Genomic DNA, 17985 nt, shown 5'->3' with positions numbered 1-17985 from the left:
GTACGCTAAGTATCGAATTCAGTCCAATCGGTTAATTCAAGTAAAAATAGTTCTTTTCACATTAATAAAACACAAAAAAATCTCGATATGTGCAAACTTTTCGACATTTTTTTGATCACATATATATAATCATGTAAATGAGGAAAATATGGTACTTTTGTTGCGTAAAATGACTTTTTCCCACAATAAAAATTTTCTCATGCGAAAAAAAATTGTTGCCGGTAACTGGAAGATGAACAAGGTTCTGGATGAAGCAGTTGCGCTTACTTCGGAGCTCGTTAATATGGCCAAAGATGAGGTCCGTAATGACGCAAAAATCATCCTTTGCCCTCCTGCGATTTACCTTACTACGATTCAAAAATATATCGAAGACGCGCCCAACTTCGCATTGGCCGCTCAAAACTGCTCCGACAAAGTTTCGGGTGCATTCACCGGGGAGATCTCCGCGCAAATGCTACAATCGATCGGTGTACAATATGTGCTGATCGGCCACAGCGAGCGCCGCCAGTATTTCAACGAAACCAATGCATTGCTGGCTGAAAAAGTAAATACGGCGCTTTCTTTCGGCGTTTCGCCTATTTTCTGCTGCGGCGAATCGCTCGAACAGCGTCAGAATGAAGATTATATCGGTTTTGTAAAAAACCAGTTGACCGAAAGCCTTTTCCACCTTTCGGAAGAGCAGTTGAAATCAGTTGTGATTGCTTACGAACCCATCTGGGCGATCGGTACAGGCCTTACGGCTTCGGCTGAGCAGGCGCAGGAAATGCACGCGGCATTGCGCGCGCACATCGCGTCGAAATACGGGGCGAAAGTAGCCGATGAAATTTCGATCCTTTACGGCGGAAGCGTTACAGCCGCCAGCGCACCAGAGCTCTTCGCTGCACCGGATATCGACGGCGGCCTCGTCGGTGGCGCTTCGTTGAAATCACGTGAGTTCACGAATATTATCAAGGCGCGGTAAGCTTCGACGTCAGGTGTAGTCGGGAATTGTCATATGTGGTCATGTATAGTCATTTGTGGTCATTTGTAGTCACGAGGGAGAATTTGGTTCCCGTTGATGACAATGCCTGACAACAAACGACAATACGTGACTACAAATGACTCCTCCTGACAATTCCTGAATACACTTGACCACAATGACAAAAGCAGCGTTACCATACTACATTTCCGTAATCACAAACTCCACCCTGCGGTTCTTTTTACGCTCTTCTTCGCTACCCTTCGTGAGCGGGCGCGTGCCTCCGTAGCCTTTCGCTTCAATGCGGCTGCTTTCAATGCCTTTTTCGATCAGATAGTTTTTCACCGACTCCGCACGCTGGCGGGAGAGTTCGAGATTTTTGTCAAAATCGCCGACATTATCGGTATGGCCTTCTACGCGGATCTTCACCGTCGGGCTGTCGCGCATGACATCTACCAGGCGGTTCAGTTCTTCATACGACTCGGGTAGCAAAGTGTATTTGGAGGTTTCGAAATAAATATTCGGAAGCAGAATCGTTTCTCCTACGATCAGCGGCGTCAGGTACACGTCCTGATCGAATGATTTACCGGACGAATCGCCGGGTGCCAGGCTAAACGAGGACCCATAGTAACCGCGGGCCATCACACGGAATTTGTATTGCTCACCCGCATCGATCCCTACGCGGTATTTCCCCGATGATGAGCGAATTTGCAGCGTATCGCCTTTTTCCAGGTATGAGAGCTGAGCCGCGATCGGTTCTTTGGTTTTCGCATTGTAAACCGTGCCTTTCAAAACAGCCATTTCCGTCTCTTTCTTTGCTGGTGCGGGGGCCGGCTTTTGCGGTGCTTTGGTCGCCGGCTGAACAGCAGGCTTCTTAGAAGGCGGTGCTGTTTCCTTCGCTATCGGTTTGGATGATTTTTCCGGCTGTTTTTTGAGCGGATTTTTAACATGAATGCCATAAAAGTTCCACGATTGGCTACCGCCCGAACTTCTGCCTTCATAGAAGTCGAATTCCTCGATTCCCGGCGTAAGTCTTTCAAAATAGGCAACAAAGTTGACTGTATCACCATTGGCAACACTCGTTTTGGTAGTAGTAGTGATATTCTCAGCCCTAATGAACTTGAATTTCTTGTCAATTTCGCCGGGCTTGTATAGCCGGGTCTCAGGATCGAGCCAGATCTGGCTCTGGCCGATGCCCTGCTGCGGAAATTGTGGAACGCGCGAGTCGGGGAAAGGCGACATCCGGGGTTGCGAACGGAATTGCGGCTGCTTTTGCGCCTTAGGCTCGATAAATTGCAGATAAATGACCGTGTTGGCGTCCGTCAGTTCCACCTTTTTGATTTTCACATAGGGAACCGACGATTCTTCTACTTTGGGGTTTTCAGTAATTTGCCCGAAGCTGGTATGGATGGATAGTAAAATGGCTCCAAAACTGGCCGAAAGCAATTTGAAATTCATAGTGATATTGGGGTTTTACCTAAATATCAGCAAGAACGTCCGAAAACCGACGATAGTTTGTTAAAAATTGTTAAACGCAGGAAGTCACTGGTTTACAGTAATGAATGGGGCCCAGAATGCCGGGTCGTAGCGCTCCCAGGCGTGGCAGGCGAAGGGTAATTGATGGTTTGTCAGTTCATAACTTGCCGCCGGGCTTTTCTCGAACGCAAAACGCAATGCCTCCCGCCATTGTGGCAGCTTCATGAAAAATTTCATGGGTTTGAGGCGTGTTGCTTCCTGGCAGAAAAGCATATCTTCGTTCCCTTTCCAGGCGGGATAAAAGACATTGTAAATCTTTAAATAACGCAAAAACGAAGGAATCTTCCGCAACGAAAGCCCCCCGTTCAACACGACACGATGCGTTGATAATGCTTGTGCAAAATTCTGTGCAGACTCCGCGGGAATAGTATCGAATTCGGGCTGATGCAACGACGGCGCGCCGATATAGTCGTAGCCCTTCGCACACCATTCTTTTAATTCATCCCGGAAAACGAATGCATCGAGCTGGTAAATGAGAATGTATTCGTAGGCCGTAAAAGTTTTGTAAAAATCAACGGACACCATAAGGCGGTTGTACGCGTCGACATTTGTGAAAAAGCTATTGTCGAAAGATTGAAATGTAAGCGAGGGATATTGCTGCTGAAATGCAGAAAGGTCCAGCGCCGCGGGTTTCACGATAATCACCGGATAACTGCCTAGTACTTGCATACATTGCCGCAACGACATCTGTTCCGCCTCCGACAGATTTGCCTGATATACCGGTATAACCACCGCCACCAACGACTTATTTTCAGCCATTTTCAATAATCATCCAGTTCGTCATTCTAATAAATCCCCTATCGCGGGCAACCACCAGTCTTTGCTGCTAAACTTGTAGTAGCCCCGCAGCAACTGGCTCAAAACCGGAGTAAGTCGTCTGAAACGGTTTTCAGGCAGTCCGGCGCGAGTATAAAAATGCTTTTGTGAAAGATACAATTTGAGCAGCTTCTCCCGCGGGACGAATGGAAGCGCGCGAAGGAGCAAATACAACTCGTGCAACTTATTGGCTTTTTCTTCCAGTGGGATCAATTTCAACCTCCGGTCGCGCTTGAAACGATCGGCCAGTTGTACTTTTTCCACTTTATTACCAAATCCGACCTGCTGACTGGAATGGATGCGATACGAAATCAGTGGTTCGGGGATGAATTCGATTTTACCTTCCAGACTTAGCACCATGGCTATCCAGGCATCGTGGATCAGATCCTGAACGTGGGTAGGAAATGGCATCAGCCGTTCAAGCGCAGATTTACGGATGGCCAGGGTGGCACCGGTTACCACAAAACCATTGAAAAGGATCTCATGTGATTTGCCGCTACGCCAGAGCTGCTGCCGTGCTTGGTTGAACTCGATTTCCTCCCAAATGGTACCCCCGGTCGGCTGCGAGTCGTCGTCGATCTTATCCGCATCACTGAACACGGCATCCAGGTTTGGATGCGCATTCAGGAACGCAAGTTGCTTTTGCACTTTGTCTTTCCGCCAGCGGTCGTCCTGATCGGAGAGAAAAATCACATCCCCGTTGCATAGGGAAAGACATTTCTCGAAATTCCTGGTCGAGCCGAGATTCTGCTCGTTCACATGGATGCGCACGGGAAATCTGCTGGTAGCAGCGAAAGATTTTATGATTTCAATAGTGTCGTCCTTCGATCTGTCGTCGCAAACAACCAATTCGTCCACCGAAACCGTCTGATCAGCAATGCTCTTCAACTGTTCGGGCAGGAACTTTGCCCCGTTGTAAGTACACATAGCCACTGAAATCATAATGTGTATCTGTATTTTATATTTTTGTAAAAGCTTCCCGGCCCGTTTATAGGCCATAAAGTTACGTGGTTGTGCCGGGAATTAAACTAAAAGTTATTAAAAGCACCCGAATGGCGTTACCAGAACAGCTCAAAAAGGCGATTATCCAAATGCCTGCCAAAGAAAAGGATAAACTGCTCCTGAGACTGATCACGAAAGACAAAACCCTGAGCGACCGGCTCCATTTCGAACTCATTGAGGATAGTTCTACGATTCCCGAGCGTCGGGAAGAGCTCATGGGGCGGATCGTGCGGACGTCGAAATTTAACCAGAACACGCCCGGCTGGATCCTGATGGATATGCGTAGCCTCAGCGCGGACATTGCTTACCATGTGAAAGTCACGAAAGACAAGATCGGCGGCATCGAGCTCAACCTTTTCCTACTCAATACCTTTCTGGAAAGTTATTCGGATATTCTCCGAACCTATTCTTCCCGTGCGGATACCTGTGCATTATACATTGCCAAAAAGGCCCAGGTGATCCTCAACGGACTCCATAAACTCGACGAGGACTACCGGACTGATTACATCAAAGATGCGAACCGGATGCTGCAACTGGTTTTCAGCCACTGTTCCAAAATGTACGCCCGGCAAATGGAGCTACCACAGGAACTTGAATTTTAAAAACACCATGAAAAAGACCGCATTGCTGATCATCGACGCCCAATACGATTTCTGCGACCCTAACGGCACCTTGTATGTGCCGGGCGCCGAACGAGACGTGGAACGCATTGCCAACCTGATTGCGCTGGAAGGCGACAAAATAGATGCGATATTCCTGACCCTCGATACACATAAAGTGCTGGATATCGCGCATCCGCTTTTTTGGGAAGACCAGAACGGCAATACGGTAGCACCATTCACATTAATTTCCAGCAAATCGGTGGAAGCGGGCAAATGGGTGCCGCGGTACCATCGCGAATATGTTTTGAAATACCTGCAAACCCTTGAAGCTGACGGCGAATTCCAGCATTTCATCTGGCCGGAGCATTGCCTCGTCGGCTCCAAAGGTGCTGCCATTGACGACACCCTCATGCGTGCTGTGCTCGCGTGGGCGTACCGTACCCGCCGCGACTACCGCACCGTTTCAAAAGGCATTAACCCGCTCACCGAGCATTTCGGGGTTTTTAAAGCCCAGGTACCGGTAGCGAATGCCCCGGAAACTGAGCTGGATGAGCGTTTTCTGGCAGAGCTGAATACATTCGATCAGATATTAGTTGCTGGTGAAGCACGATCGCATTGCGTGGCGACAAGTATCCGGCAAGTCGTGAAATATGCGCCGGCATTAGCTGCCAAGACCATTGCATTAACCGACTGCATGTCCGACGTGCCCAACTTCGGCCATTTTGCCGATCCGATATTTGAAGAAGCTGCGAAAAGCGGCATGAAATTTGAGAAAGCGGGCCAGGTTTTCAAAGAAAACTAAATGCACAGGCTTTTGGTTATAATAGTATCACATCATCATTCAAACTAATATCATAATCCATCGATAACCCCGCTATGATGCAACTAGCTGTGCCCCGCATCGAGGCCGACCAGTTCGATGAACTGGATCCGAGACAATACATTCTGATCAAAGGTGCCCGTGTAAACAATCTTAAAAACGTCGATGTGGCGATCCCGCGCAACAAGCTGGTCGTCATCACCGGCCTTTCCGGCTCCGGAAAGTCTTCCCTCGCCTTTGATACGCTTTTTGCGGAAGGCCAGCGGATGTACGTGGAGAGCCTTAGCAGTTATGCGAGGCAGTTCCTGGGCAGGATGGAGAAGCCGGAGGTGGAATACATTAAGGGCATTTCGCCAGCTATTGCTATTGAGCAAAAGGTGAATACCCGTAACCCGCGGTCGACCGTCGGCACTTCCACGGAAATTTATGATTATCTCAAACTGCTTTTCGCGCGTATTGGGCATACTTATTCGCCGGTTTCGGGGGAAATTGTAAGAAAAGACTCCGTTACGGATGTAGTGAACTACATGCTCGCGCACGACGAGGGCACGCGTGTAATGGTCCTCGCGCCGCTGCTCATCCGCGATGGCCGCTCACAAATCGAAGAGCTCACCATATTGCTTTCAAAAGGCTATAACCGCATTGTGCTGAACGAGGAAGTGGTTTCTATCGAGGATATTCTCGAAAAACCCGACCATTTCCCGCAAGCCGGTAATCAGGTTTCCATCCTCATCGACCGTGCCGCAATTCGCCACAACGACGAAGACACACAATACCGCCTTTCTGACTCCGTACAAACCGCATTTTTCGAAGGAGAAGGCACATGTACCGTACATATTGTAGGGGGTGAAAAAAGAGTTTTCTCTGATAAGTTTGAATTGGACGGGATCACATTCGAAGAACCTTCCGTCAATCTTTTCAGCTTCAACAACCCTTACGGTGCCTGTAAAAGGTGCGAGGGTTTTGGCAAAATATTAGGCATTGACCCCGATCTGGTCATTCCCGACAAAAACCTTTCGGTGTACGACGGTGCTATTGCGCCCTGGCGTACCGAAAAAATGGGCGAATGGTTGATCCCGCTCGTCCGCAACGGCGTGAAATTCGATTTCCCGATCCATAGGCCTTACAAGGACCTTACGCCTGCTCAAAAAGAGCTGCTTTGGACCGGGAACCAATATTTTCAGGGAATCAACGATTTCATTGCAGAACTCGAATCCCAGACCCATAAAATCCAGTACCGCGTAATGCTCTCGCGCTTCCGCGGCCGCACAACCTGCCCTGATTGTCGCGGCTCGCGTTTGCGGAAAGATGCATCGTACGTTAAAATCGGTGGCAAATCCATTACCGACCTGGTACTGATGCCTATTCAGGATGTTTCGGCTTTTTTCAAACAGCTCGAACTCAGCGACCACGACCGGCAAATCGCTCGCCGGGTTCTGACCGAAATCGAATCCCGGCTGGACTATATGAACCGCGTCGGGCTGGGTTATCTGACATTGAACCGATTGACCAGCACATTATCCGGCGGTGAATTCCAGCGCATTAAGCTTGCTACTTCATTGGGCAGTGCATTGGTTGGGTCCATGTACATTCTCGACGAACCGAGCATCGGCTTGCACCCGCGCGATACGCAACGCCTCGTAGGCGTACTCGAATCGCTCCGCGACCTGGGCAACACCGTGATTGTGGTAGAACACGAGGAAGAAGTGATGCATGCAGCCGATCAGATCATTGATATTGGGCCGGAAGCGGGGACGGGCGGCGGCCATGTGGTTTTTCAAGGGAATCAGCGTGATATTGAGGCGTTAAAAGATGACGATGGTAGCTATGTGGTCAAGAATGGTCAGGAGGTCATTGGTAGTCAGGAAGTTGCTGAAGGGAATGTTCAGTCGCATACATTGGACTTTTTGCTGGGGAACGACTCTATTCCGGTGCCATCCGTACGCAGGAAGTCTTTGCATTTCCTCGAAATCAAAGGGGCGCGGGAGAATAATTTGAAGGAGCTGGATGTGAAAATCCCTTTGAATAACCTTACCGTTGTTACCGGCGTAAGTGGTTCGGGAAAATCAACCTTGATCCGGAAGATTCTTTATCCTGCATTAATGCGCCTCAAAGGCGAATTTAGCGAGGATGTTGGTCGTTTCGACGCGCTAACGGGCAGCATTGACCGTATCGAGGCCGTTGAAATGATTGACCAGAACCCGATCGGGAAATCGTCGCGCTCCAACCCGGTTACTTATATTAAAGCTTACGATTATATCCGGCAAATGATGTCGGAACAGCCGCTTTCGAAAGCGAGAGGCTATAAACCCTCGCATTTCTCTTTCAACGTCGACGGTGGCCGCTGCGAGATTTGCCAGGGCGAAGGTCAGGTGAAGATCGAAATGCAGTTTATGGCCGATATTTACCTCACTTGCGAGGGTTGTAATGGCAAGCGTTTCAAGCAGGAAATCCAGGAAGTAAAATATCAGGACAAAGATGTGGCAGAAATCCTGGATATGACTGTGGACGAAGCCATCGAGTTTTTCCGGGAATCGGAGCCTAAACTGGCGGACAAATTGCTGCCATTGCAGGAAGTAGGGCTTGGTTACGTGGGATTGGGACAATCTTCGAACACATTGTCCGGTGGGGAAGCCCAGCGTGTTAAACTCGCGTCATTCCTTGGCAAAGGCTCATCCAACAAAGGCAAAACACTCTTCATTTTCGACGAACCGACCACCGGTTTGCATTTTCACGACATCAAAAAGCTCCTCAAAGCCATTAATGCACTCGTAGAGCAAGGCGACAGCGTGATCATCATCGAGCACAACATGGAAGTCATCAAAAGCGCCGACTGGATTATCGACCTCGGCCCCGAAGGCGGCGAAAATGGCGGGCAACTCACTTTCACCGGCACACCTGAAGAAATGGTGAAGCTGGAAGGGAATTACACCGCGGAGTTTTTGAAGGAAAAAATTTGATATTGCGAAGTATGTCACTTAACTTAGTGACATACTTCACCAAAAGTCTTATGTCAACGCCTATCCGGTTTTTCGAAGAAGAATTCGTTCCATACGGCAAGCAACCCGCTTCCGAGTATGCGGTGGTTAAAACATCGCGGGAGGGGATTTTGCGCTCCGTTGCCGATGAAGTTTCTGATCTCGTGGGACTGACCGACAATGAGATTGCTTATGTGTTAGGCATGACGCCGCGTAATTTGCATCGCATTCAAGGGGAAAAACGGCTTGGTACCGATGCATCAGAGCGCCTTTTGCTCCTCCGGAATGTGCTTATTCATGCGCTGGATACCTTTGAGGGCAGGGAGCATGTGGTGAGGCATTGGCTGCGGACGCCCATCGCCGAGTTGAATGAGCAGTCGCCATTGCAAATGATGGATACCGTTACGGGTTTCGGGCTGGTGGATAATGTGCTGGGCCGCCTCGATTATGGTTCACCCGCCTGATCGCGTCACCCATGCCATTGGTATACAGGATCACACGCGAAAAATACCGGCATGAGGCGCTTTCAACCGAAGGTGCCAGGCTGTTTGGTGCGCGCTGGAACCCCAAAGGCATTGGCGTACTTTATACCACTTCTACTCCCGAGCTCGGCCTGGTAGAGACCCTCGCACACGCGCCAGGCGTACGCTACGAGGACCTTCCCAAATACTGGCTTTCCTCCATCGAAATACCCGACGACATCAGGCATTACGCACGAAAAGACCTGCCCGATTTTTGGCAGGACAAAACCTATGGCCGGACGCAATTCTGGCTCAAAGACTGGCTCATCAAGCCCGACGTGCTTGCAATTGGCATTCCGTCGGTGATTGTGCCTTTTTCTTCCAACATCATTCTGCATCCCGAGCACCCGTTGTTTGCGGACATCAAGCTCATAGCTCAGGAGCCCATTCCAATTGACCGGCGCTTGTGGCACAGCTAGCCATTCCTGCGCTTCACTTTCCCGCAAATTTCAGTGGCCTGAAACACTTTCCTGTTCGTATTCATCAGTAAAGACGCCCCGCGGGGGACTTATTCAGGCAAAACCAAAATCTGCATTTCATGAAGTTATATAAGACCGAAAATGGCATCCTCCTTGAAAACGAGGACGTTTTCTACCGCCTCCACGAGACCGACTGGGACGTGGTTGTGAACAGGAATAACCTGTACGAATGGCTCGAAGGCCAGGCGCAAAGCCTTATCGCTTTGACATTCAGCGACGATCTCCCAATGCCAGAGGCGCTGGCGCCGATCGGTACCCAGGAAGTGTGGGCGTCGGGTGTGACGTACTTCAAAAGCCGCACTGCGCGGATGGAAGAGTCGGAAAAAGCGGGCGGCGGCAGCTTCTATGACCGGGTATACGAAGCCGAACGTCCCGAATTGTTCTTCAAATCAACCGCATGGCGTGTGGTAGGTCACCATGGCACGGTTCGCATTCGTAAAGATTCGACCTGGGATGTGCCGGAGCCGGAACTGACGCTTTTCGCCACTTCCGAAGGCGCATTGGTAGGTTATACCATTGGAAACGACATGAGTTCCAGAAGTATCGAGGGCGAAAACCCGCTGTATCTGCCGCAGGCCAAATCCTACACCGGCAGCGCGGCATTGGGGCCTTGTCTTTATGTGTTTAAGGAGAAACTCGGTCCCGACACGGTGATCGACCTCTCGATCGTGCGCGGGGGCGAGGAAGTTTTTAACGGAGAAGTTACATTATCCCAGATGAAGCGCAAGCCGGAGGAACTGCTGCATTTCCTCTACCGTGAAATGTCGTTTCCGTCAGGCGCTTATCTTATGACAGGAACGGGCATCGTGCCATCATCCGACTTCACGTTGCAAGCCGGCGACGTCGTTCACATTACCATCGAGCCGATTGGCACATTGACCAATACAGTAGGCTGATAAACAAAAAGCTGCGAGATCGACTCCCGCAGCTTTTTGCTTTCATAAATAACAGTATCGCTTACGAATGGGCCAACCTGGGGATAAAGGTGAAGATTACACATTTCACCGCGCCTACCAGCTTGCTTACCATTGATTCGCCTTCGTTTTCTTCGGGCTCATTCTCAAATAATGCTGCCGGTCCTTCTTCCAGGATGCGGGCATTCAGTGTAATGATTTGAGAAGCTGGCGCACTCGCGCTGGTATTTTTGATCAGCCCGGCGTGCTTCATCTGCACGGGTGCTTTTGCCTTCAAAGCAGGTTTAGCCTTTCTTACAATCGCTTTTTCCGTTACACATTCCTTGCCTGACTGCAATTTTCTGTGCGCTACGAACATGTTGTGCACATAACCTGTTGCGCTGGCTTGCAGGCTGATTATCGTGAGTAATATTAAGATTCTGAGTGTTTTCATGGCTTGTATGCAATCGTTAAGAATTCGGATGGAATTATGTGTAACTAATTGACCTTACAAATATATATGTTTCATTAGGTATCTTGCAATACATAGTACCTTGTTTTTAACATTTTTTTCGAAAATTTTTCAGGATTCTCTCAAAGTACCATGGCTGGCCGGATAACAGATGTAAAAGTAATATAAAAGGTTGCTCGAGATTTTCTAAAAAAGACGAACCGTAGAAATTTCCCGCTGAACAGTAGCTGGTTACGGATAAATTGCGAAAGCGCCGACAGGGAAAATCCTATCGGCGCTTCTTTGCTGATAACATTTCTTCCTACTTCTCGCGAAAGAATATCGTGATCGGTACACCCGAAAAATCGAAGTTTTCGCGCAAACGGTTTTCGAGATAGCGTAAATATGGCTCTTTCACGTGTTTGGGATGGCTGCTGAAAAACACGAACGTCGGCGACGGCGTCGGCAGCTGGATCATGTATTTGATATTAATATACTTCCCGCGGTGCGCCGGTGGCGGATATTTCTCGATCTCCGCCTGCATTACTTCGTTCAGTTTCGAAGTCGAGATTTTCTTGGTTTTATTTTGATAAACTTCCATCGCTTTCTCCATTACCTGGTGAATGCGTTGCTTCTCAACAACCGATGCGAAGATAATCGGCATGTAGTTCATCGGAGCAAGCTTTTCCAGTAATGCTTTCTTATATTGATCGGCCGTTTTGGAATCCTTTTCGATCAAATCCCACTTGTTGACCATGATCACAATGCCTTTTTTCGCCTTGTCCGCCTGACCGATGATGTTCAGATCCTGACCTTCTAAACCGAGCGTGGCGTCGAGGAGCACAATACAGACATCGGACTCTTCCATCGCCTTCATCGAACGGAGCGTCGAGTAGAACTCGATATCTTCTTTCACGCGCGATTTGCGGCGGATACCGGCGGTGTCGGTGAGGATAAATTCCATCCCGAATGCATTATAATGCGTATGGATCGCGTCGCGCGTGGTGCCCGCGATGTTGGTCACGATACTGCGGTCGGTGCCGGTGAGTACGTTCAGGAACGACGATTTACCTACATTCGGGCGTCCCATGATCGCGATGCGCGGAATACCTTCCTCCGGGTTTTCGATGCCTGCGGTTTCGAAATGCGTCACTACTTTGTCGAGCAACTCACCTGTACCGAAGCCCGTTTGGGCTGAAATCGCAAAAATTTCATCTCCCAAACCTAATTCATAAAATTCACCCGCCGATTGGTAGCGCTCAGTTGTTTCGGCCTTATTGGCTACGAGGTAAACCGGCTTATTGAAGCGGCGAAGTACATTTGCGAAGTCTTTGTCAAGATCGGTGAGACCGGTCATCGTGTCCACCATAAATAATACCACGGTCGATTCCTCGATCGCGAGTTCCACCTGGTCGCGGATCGCGCCTTCGAAAATATCTTCCGAGCCTACCACATACCCGCCCGTGTCGATCACCGTGAAATATTGGTCGGTCCATTCGCCGTAACCATAATGCCTGTCGCGGGTTACGCCGCTCTGGTTGTCCATGATGGCCTTCCGGCTTTCGGTGAGGCGGTTGAACAAAGTGGATTTGCCCACGTTCGGACGACCAACAATCGATATTACATTTGCCATTTTCTTACTATTAGTATGATCCGAGCCGGCCTGGCACCCGCTCTTCATTCGTTTTATTTAAAATTTATTCCTGATAACCCAGCTGGCGAAGCTTATTTTCCTTGCTTCTCCAATCCGGTTCTACTTTTACGTGCTGTTCGAGGAAAACTTTTTTGCCAAAGAAATCTTCGAGGTCCTGACGGGCCTGTGTACCGACTTTTTTCAGCATTTCCCCTTTTTCACCAATAATGATCCCTTTCTGGCTTTTGCGTTCGACCAGAATTTCTGCGCGGATCACAATGATGTCGTCCTTGTCCTTAAATTCAGTGATTACTACTTCGGAGCTGTATGGAATTTCCTGGCGGTAATTCAAGAAGATCTTTTCGCGGATGATTTCCGAAGCAAAGAAACGCTCCGGCTTGTCGGTTAGTTCATCCTCGTCGAAGTAAGGCGGGTGGAATGGCAAGCGGGTCACCACGGCGTCGAACAATGTACCTATATTCGCCTTCTCCAATGCGGAGATCGGTACAATGGCTGCCGGATGGATTTCATTCTCCCATTCGGCCATTTTCGCTTTCACTTCCTCGTCGTTCGAGAGGTCGATTTTGTTCAGTACGAGCACCACCGGTGCTTCGGTGCGTTTCAGCAGCGGCAATACCTCATGCTCGGCGGCTTTCTCGCCTATTTCCACGACAAAAAGCACCACATCGGCATCTTCCAATGAGCCTTTCACGAAGGTCATCATCGAATCGTGTAGTTTGTATGACGGCTTAATCACCCCGGGCGTATCCGAGTACACGAGCTGGAATGGAATATCCTCGTGCTTTCCATTCAGAATCCCGATAATGCGGTGGCGTGTCGTCTGCGCCTTGGAGGTGATGATCGACATTCTTTCACCCACGAGCACGTTCATCAGCGTCGATTTCCCGACATTGGGCTTTCCGATGATGCTCACAAAACCAGCCCGGTGGTTACGCAACTCGGTATTATTTTCGGCTTTTTCTTCCATAAAAATTACTTCTTCACTTTTTTCAGCTTCCCAAAAATGGGGCACCTAGGGTGTTACCGTCAGCCGGTCGTCCAGCATCCGGTTAGAATATTGCTGGATAAATGCCTTCACCTGCAATTCCATAGGCCCTTGAACCTCCGGAATGCGTCCTGCAAGGTTATTTTTCAAAAGCTTGTCTTCCTGATATTTATACAAACCTACGGTTTTCCGGCCATCAAATTGCAAAACATATGGCCCATTGAACCATTGATAGACGCCATCATAGTTGACAGCGAAGTTGAGCGGAGGGTTCCCGAAGACGTTTTTTCCAAAACCAAAATAGGGTTTATCATAATATAAATAACCCAGAATGGAGGGCATAATGTCGATTTGCTGAACGAGCCAGGTGCTGTCAGTACCCGGCGAAACGACGCTTTTTATACCCACGCCACTTGGAGATCCTTCATCCGGCATTTCTTCGCCGGGCGAGGCGTCGCCCGGCGCGTAGAACAGAATCGGGATAGAGAAATTTCCTACCGAGGTCTGGTACTGAGGGTAATGAGCAAATGTGGCCGAATGATCGGCCGTGATCACAAATAATGTATTCTTAAACCATGGTTTGGTTTTGGCAGAGTCGAAGAACTTACGTAATGCATGGTCGGTATAACCCATTGTTTCGTAGATCGGCAGCGGGCCTTTTGGAAACTTGCCCTGGTAGCGCGCGGGTACCTTGTACGGGTCGTGCGACGACACTGTGAACAGCGTACTCATGAACGGCTGTTGAAAAGTATCCAGCTTTTTGCACCAGAATTGCAGGAACTCCTCGTCCCAAATTCCCCAGATTCCGTCATAGTCGGCGTCATTATTGTATTCGGTTTTACCATAATAATCTTTAATACCAATCAAATTGGTAAATGCCTTGAAACCCATTGAGCCATTCGGTGCACCGTGGAAGAACGAGGTGTGGTAACCCTTCTCTTGCAGCATTTGGGGCAGGCTGGGGAGCTTGTTATCGGTGTAGCGCGTCAGTATAAATGGCTCCATAATGCCCGGAATGCTCGTAAGCACCGACGGAATGGCCTCTATCGACTTCGCACCATTGGCAAACGAATACCAATGCACCTTGCTGTGCTGCATAAGCGAGTCTATAAACGGGGTATAACCTTTATAGGTACCGTTTTCCAAATCCCGATTGAACGTCCCCACCATTTCCTTTCCAAAACTCTCCCAGATCAGTATCACGACGTTTTTCGGCCGGAATGCCGGCGCATTAGGGTCGGGATAATGGATCGGCGAGTAAACCGCATTCATTTCCTGCTCCGACTTAAAGAAATTCGCCCGCTGGTAATCGGAGCGTTTCAAGGTCTTGAAAATGCAGAATGGCGTGTTCAGGACAATGAACATTTCTTTCGGTTTATCGACGTATTCACCTGCATTGCTCAGCGTGATCGGGCGGGTGCTGTGCCGGAAGCCTCCCTTCACACCCCCAATAAAAAGGAAAACCGCGCCGGTCATCAATACACTGTGAACGAGAAATATCTGCCAGGCCGGGCGTACGGGTTTGAGACCTACACGCCAGCGTCGCGTGAGGTATACCACCGCCACCACAAGCAACGCCCATACCAGCGCCACGTACCAATAATTCACCAGAAAGCCGCCGAACAGCTTGTGCATATTGTTTTCGTGCGAAAATTCCTCCAAAACCGACCACGTGCTCCTTTTGATCGTAAAGCGGTAGTAAATGAAATCAGCGCAGTTGGCAAGCAGGGCTATGCTGTTGGTGATAATAAAAAGGTAGTCCAGAAATTTTTGAAACGTCGGTCGGTACTTGAATGTGACGGGAATGAGCGTCAGGAACACATAGAGGATATTCGTGTAGAGCACCGCCACGAGGTCGAAGCGCAGCCCGCCGAGAAATAAACGCGGCGCCAAAGCCAGGGAAACGTCCGGAAAAAACGATTGATTGAAAAAATAAAAGAGAATCCGGCAAACTGTAAACAGGACCATGATGCCAAGCAGCCTGATCAGCAGCACCTGATGAATGCGCCATCCGAAACCGGAAGCGACTGAATATGAACTCATAAAATTGATATCAGAACGTTAGAGGCAAACTTTTTTAAAAAGTTTTCACAAAAATAATTGTTTTCTGTAAAACATTTGTTGTATGTTTGCACTCCAATTCAACGACACCGCGGGATGGAGCAGTTGGTAGCTCGTTGGGCTCATAACCCAAAGGTCGCTGGTTCGAGTCCAGCTCCCGCTACTAGGCCAAAGCCACTTTCGAAAGAAGGTGGCTTTTTTGTGTTTGTGACTTTTATTTGCACTACTTGGATCAATCTCGAAACTTGTGGAGCGGATAGGATTTTGGCAGCATCTCTGCACAATATAAAATTGATGAGCCGCAATTTCAGCCTGAAATTTCTCAACGGCGCCCCCCCTTGCACAGCAACTGCTGCGCATGGTCTTTTCTTTAAGCTATCTGCTCCCCACTGCCAAAGCGCAGGGAATCGCATTCAAATCCGATCATTACCGGCTTTCGCATTATACCGCCGAAACCGGGCTACCCCACAACAGTATCAAATCTATCGCACGCGATGATGCGGGATTTTACGCAGGCATCACGGCAAATTCCGAAGCTCAATGAAATGGGCCAGCGCGAAATGTTGAACGAGGTGGGCAATGCGTTGGAGCAAAGCCTTGTGCAAATGACCAATTTCCTCGATAATCTCTTGAGCTATGTGCGGACGACACTTTACCGGATAAGGTTGAAATCTTTGGAAACAAACCTTTTGTAGACAACTACAACGTCTGCGAATTTCATGTGGTGTTCGACGAGGGCCGTTCTGATGAACAGCTACAATAGCTAACGTTCCGAATTGGGCGTATCCTTGTCAATATCAATCCTTTTGCCGGAGAAACAAATGCTCACATGAAAAAATTATTTATCATCGGTGACATATTATTTTACAGCTTTTCCGTTACTTTTGAAGAAATTAAGGGTAGAATATAAATTTATTCTACATTATTATAAAATAACACCTACATTTTTGTACCTTGCCGATGATTTATTCATGACGCCATGCGAATATGATTATGACAAACCCTTATTTCTCCGGCTTCGAGCATAGTGCAGCGCAAATTCGCCGCTTTCTGCAAACACACAAAACTTTTACGCTTCTGCTGTCGGAAGGACGTATTGTTCACCACGAGGCAGAGGACGCCATCCGCTTTAGGACCTGGCTTCTGACACATCAGATCGAAGACGTACGCGAATCGTTTACCAAAAACTATTCGGCCTATAATCTGATGTCGGCCTAGACCAGTTCCGCTTCCAGGATTCCCATTCCGGCATTTGTTGCCTCACCCTTCTCATTCCTAACAATTTCCTTCTTGCATTCCTGCCACGGTCAACATTCCGCGCATATAAATGTGCATGGTCGTATTCTCTGTGTAAACGACACAATGACCGGCGCCGGGTTTATGCTCATACTGATTTCCGTACCGTTTGGGGGGAGGAAATTCATTGCAAACAGCCGTACTAACAGACTATTTCTGAAAAAAATACAGAAATTTTGACTTGATTGATTTTTTTATCTACCTTTGCAAGCCAAAATTACGGGTAGACAGAGATTTATATCGCAATAATTTGATACTGAGATGAAACGTACCTTTCAACCATCGAATCGCAAGAGGAGAAACAAGCACGGATTCCGTGAGAGAATGTCCACGGCAAACGGACGCAAAGTAGTTGCTGGCCGTCGTAAAAAAGGCCGTTGGAAACTGACTGTTTCTGACGAAAAACGTCACAAGCAATAATTAGTGCTTGAAGGTTCAGTAGAGGACGCATAGTCATTCATAGGTCTGATAAGTTTGAAAACCACGAACTTATCAGACATTTTTTTCTACAAGAACTTGAAACAGACATTTGGTAAGAACGAGCGGTTACGTAACCTCCGTATCATAGGCAGGCTTTTCAAAAAAGGCAGTCCGGAGGTTCAAACGTTCTACCTTTATCCATTCAGGGTGCTGTATATCTACGCCCCCGAAGCCCCCTCCCCGCTTCCGCAAGTACTTTTCTCTATTTCCAAAAGGAATTTTAAGAAAGCGGTTGACCGCAATCTGATCCGCCGACGCTGCCGTGAAACCTACCGGCTGCACAAATCTGCGCTCGTGGCATTACCCGCCCAAACGCGCCCTTCCTACATTGCTTTTTTGTATCTTGCAAAAGAAATAACCTCGTACGACGTTATTGAAACGGCTATGAAGCAGTCGCTCAAAAAGCTTGAAAAGCTGCCGCCCGCCTTTCTCAAAGAACAATCCAATTCCTGA

At 48.6% G+C, this 17985-nt stretch carries 18 protein-coding genes and 1 tRNA gene; 12 read left to right on the top strand and 7 right to left on the bottom strand.

What is annotated here, in order from left to right; translation table 11 throughout:
* Nucleotides 1-199: 199 nt before the first annotated feature.
* Nucleotides 200-961 carry a triose-phosphate isomerase gene (gene tpiA, locus ACQ4MZ_RS27610; protein ID WP_430850676.1) on the top strand — a complete coding sequence of 254 codons (762 nt, stop codon included), beginning with the start codon at nt 200-202 and terminating at the stop codon, nt 959-961.
* 198 nt (nt 962-1159) lie between these two features.
* On the opposite strand, the gene ACQ4MZ_RS27605 is transcribed toward tpiA, so the two are convergent.
* From ACQ4MZ_RS27605 to ACQ4MZ_RS27595, 3 genes are all read right to left on the bottom strand, one after another.
* Complete coding sequence (locus ACQ4MZ_RS27605) at nt 1160-2416, bottom strand: OmpA family protein (protein WP_430850674.1); 1257 nt, start codon at nt 2414-2416, stop codon at nt 1160-1162.
* 84 nt (nt 2417-2500) lie between these two features.
* Nucleotides 2501-3253, bottom strand: coding sequence for a DUF5672 family protein (locus ACQ4MZ_RS27600; RefSeq protein ID WP_430850672.1), 753 nt, complete (start codon nt 3251-3253; stop codon nt 2501-2503).
* Nucleotides 3254-3274: 21 nt separating this feature from the next.
* Nucleotides 3275-4309, bottom strand: coding sequence for a glycosyltransferase family 2 protein (locus ACQ4MZ_RS27595; RefSeq protein WP_430850670.1), 1035 nt, complete (start codon nt 4307-4309; stop codon nt 3275-3277).
* Between the two features lie 53 nt (nt 4310-4362).
* Between ACQ4MZ_RS27595 and ACQ4MZ_RS27590 the strand changes: the two genes are divergently transcribed.
* The 6 genes from ACQ4MZ_RS27590 to ACQ4MZ_RS27565 all read left to right on the top strand — a co-directional run bounded on the left by ACQ4MZ_RS27590 (nt 4363) and on the right by ACQ4MZ_RS27565 (nt 10608).
* The gene (locus ACQ4MZ_RS27590) at nt 4363-4914 is read left to right on the top strand and encodes a hypothetical protein (protein WP_430850668.1); all 552 of its coding nucleotides are present in this window, start codon (nt 4363-4365) and stop codon (nt 4912-4914) included.
* A 7-nt stretch (nt 4915-4921) separates the two neighbouring features.
* A complete protein-coding gene (locus ACQ4MZ_RS27585; RefSeq protein WP_430850666.1) occupies nt 4922-5716 on the top strand; it encodes a cysteine hydrolase family protein in 795 nt (264 codons plus the stop codon).
* A gap of 74 nt (nt 5717-5790) precedes the next feature.
* Complete coding sequence (locus ACQ4MZ_RS27580; RefSeq protein WP_430850664.1) at nt 5791-8694, top strand: excinuclease ABC subunit UvrA; 2904 nt, start codon at nt 5791-5793, stop codon at nt 8692-8694.
* Nucleotides 8695-8744: 50 nt separating this feature from the next.
* Complete coding sequence (locus ACQ4MZ_RS27575) at nt 8745-9176, top strand: antitoxin Xre/MbcA/ParS toxin-binding domain-containing protein (RefSeq protein WP_430850662.1); 432 nt, start codon at nt 8745-8747, stop codon at nt 9174-9176.
* Between the two features lie 11 nt (nt 9177-9187).
* Nucleotides 9188-9652, top strand: a complete 465-nt coding sequence (locus ACQ4MZ_RS27570) for an RES family NAD+ phosphorylase (protein WP_430850660.1) — start codon at nt 9188-9190, stop codon at nt 9650-9652.
* Between the two features lie 119 nt (nt 9653-9771).
* On the top strand, nt 9772-10608 hold the full coding sequence (locus ACQ4MZ_RS27565; protein WP_430850658.1) for a fumarylacetoacetate hydrolase family protein: 837 nt from the start codon (nt 9772-9774) through the stop codon (nt 10606-10608).
* Nucleotides 10609-10669: 61 nt separating this feature from the next.
* Here the strand turns inward: ACQ4MZ_RS27565 and ACQ4MZ_RS27560 are convergent, their stop codons facing one another.
* From ACQ4MZ_RS27560 to ACQ4MZ_RS27545, 4 genes are all read right to left on the bottom strand, one after another.
* Entirely contained in the window at nt 10670-11059 is a 390-nt protein-coding gene (locus ACQ4MZ_RS27560; protein WP_430850656.1) for a hypothetical protein, read from the bottom strand.
* 319 nt (nt 11060-11378) lie between these two features.
* Nucleotides 11379-12689, bottom strand: a complete 1311-nt coding sequence (gene der / locus ACQ4MZ_RS27555) for a ribosome biogenesis GTPase Der (protein WP_430850654.1) — start codon at nt 12687-12689, stop codon at nt 11379-11381.
* A gap of 64 nt (nt 12690-12753) precedes the next feature.
* Nucleotides 12754-13677 (bottom strand): GTPase Era, encoded by a 924-nt coding sequence (gene era / locus ACQ4MZ_RS27550; protein ID WP_430850652.1) that lies wholly within the window; start codon nt 13675-13677, stop codon nt 12754-12756.
* Nucleotides 13678-13722: 45 nt separating this feature from the next.
* Nucleotides 13723-15738 carry an LTA synthase family protein gene (locus tag ACQ4MZ_RS27545; protein WP_430850650.1) on the bottom strand — a complete coding sequence of 672 codons (2016 nt, stop codon included), beginning with the start codon at nt 15736-15738 and terminating at the stop codon, nt 13723-13725.
* Between the two features lie 108 nt (nt 15739-15846).
* On the opposite strand from ACQ4MZ_RS27545, the gene ACQ4MZ_RS27540 reads away from it, so the two are divergent.
* The 5 genes from ACQ4MZ_RS27540 to ACQ4MZ_RS27520 all read left to right on the top strand — a co-directional run bounded on the left by ACQ4MZ_RS27540 (nt 15847) and on the right by ACQ4MZ_RS27520 (nt 17985).
* A tRNA-Met gene (locus ACQ4MZ_RS27540) sits at nt 15847-15919 on the top strand.
* A gap of 195 nt (nt 15920-16114) precedes the next feature.
* A complete protein-coding gene (locus ACQ4MZ_RS27535) occupies nt 16115-16300 on the top strand; it encodes a hypothetical protein (RefSeq protein WP_430850648.1) in 186 nt (61 codons plus the stop codon).
* Nucleotides 16301-16749: 449 nt separating this feature from the next.
* Complete coding sequence (locus ACQ4MZ_RS27530) at nt 16750-16974, top strand: hypothetical protein (RefSeq protein WP_430850646.1); 225 nt, start codon at nt 16750-16752, stop codon at nt 16972-16974.
* Between the two features lie 339 nt (nt 16975-17313).
* Entirely contained in the window at nt 17314-17472 is a 159-nt protein-coding gene (rpmH, locus tag ACQ4MZ_RS27525) for a 50S ribosomal protein L34 (protein WP_015813300.1), read from the top strand.
* Between the two features lie 96 nt (nt 17473-17568).
* Entirely contained in the window at nt 17569-17985 is a 417-nt protein-coding gene (locus ACQ4MZ_RS27520) for a ribonuclease P protein component (RefSeq protein ID WP_430850643.1), read from the top strand.

Source organism: Dyadobacter sp. BHUBP1 (assembly GCF_050587785.1).
GTDB lineage: Bacteria > Bacteroidota > Bacteroidia > Cytophagales > Spirosomataceae > Dyadobacter.
Note: the sequence above shows the minus strand (reverse complement) of the source record. Positions and strands in the feature narration are given on the sequence as shown.

Bases quoted from the DNA above. Each gene is read 5' to 3' on its own strand.
- tpiA (WP_430850676.1), top strand. From the start codon at position 200: ATGCGAAAAAAAATTGTTGCCGGTAACTGGAAGATGAACAAGGTTCTG.
- ACQ4MZ_RS27565 (WP_430850658.1), top strand. From the start codon at position 9,772: ATGAAGTTATATAAGACCGAAAATGGCATCCTCCTTGAAAACGAGGAC.
- ACQ4MZ_RS27535 (WP_430850648.1), top strand. From the start codon at position 16,115: ATGGTCTTTTCTTTAAGCTATCTGCTCCCCACTGCCAAAGCGCAGGGA.
- ACQ4MZ_RS27605 (WP_430850674.1), bottom strand. From the start codon at position 2,416: ATGAATTTCAAATTGCTTTCGGCCAGTTTTGGAGCCATTTTACTATCC.
- ACQ4MZ_RS27585 (WP_430850666.1), top strand. From the start codon at position 4,922: ATGAAAAAGACCGCATTGCTGATCATCGACGCCCAATACGATTTCTGC.
- era (WP_430850652.1), bottom strand. From the start codon at position 13,677: ATGGAAGAAAAAGCCGAAAATAATACCGAGTTGCGTAACCACCGGGCT.
- rpmH (WP_015813300.1), top strand. From the start codon at position 17,314: ATGAAACGTACCTTTCAACCATCGAATCGCAAGAGGAGAAACAAGCAC.
- ACQ4MZ_RS27530 (WP_430850646.1), top strand. From the start codon at position 16,750: ATGACAAACCCTTATTTCTCCGGCTTCGAGCATAGTGCAGCGCAAATT.
- ACQ4MZ_RS27560 (WP_430850656.1), bottom strand. From the start codon at position 11,059: ATGAAAACACTCAGAATCTTAATATTACTCACGATAATCAGCCTGCAA.
- ACQ4MZ_RS27595 (WP_430850670.1), bottom strand. From the start codon at position 4,309: ATGGCCTATAAACGGGCCGGGAAGCTTTTACAAAAATATAAAATACAG.
- ACQ4MZ_RS27590 (WP_430850668.1), top strand. From the start codon at position 4,363: ATGGCGTTACCAGAACAGCTCAAAAAGGCGATTATCCAAATGCCTGCC.
- ACQ4MZ_RS27570 (WP_430850660.1), top strand. From the start codon at position 9,188: ATGCCATTGGTATACAGGATCACACGCGAAAAATACCGGCATGAGGCG.
- ACQ4MZ_RS27600 (WP_430850672.1), bottom strand. From the start codon at position 3,253: ATGGCTGAAAATAAGTCGTTGGTGGCGGTGGTTATACCGGTATATCAG.
- ACQ4MZ_RS27580 (WP_430850664.1), top strand. From the start codon at position 5,791: ATGATGCAACTAGCTGTGCCCCGCATCGAGGCCGACCAGTTCGATGAA.
- der (WP_430850654.1), bottom strand. From the start codon at position 12,689: ATGGCAAATGTAATATCGATTGTTGGTCGTCCGAACGTGGGCAAATCC.
- ACQ4MZ_RS27575 (WP_430850662.1), top strand. From the start codon at position 8,745: ATGTCAACGCCTATCCGGTTTTTCGAAGAAGAATTCGTTCCATACGGC.
- ACQ4MZ_RS27545 (WP_430850650.1), bottom strand. From the start codon at position 15,738: ATGAGTTCATATTCAGTCGCTTCCGGTTTCGGATGGCGCATTCATCAG.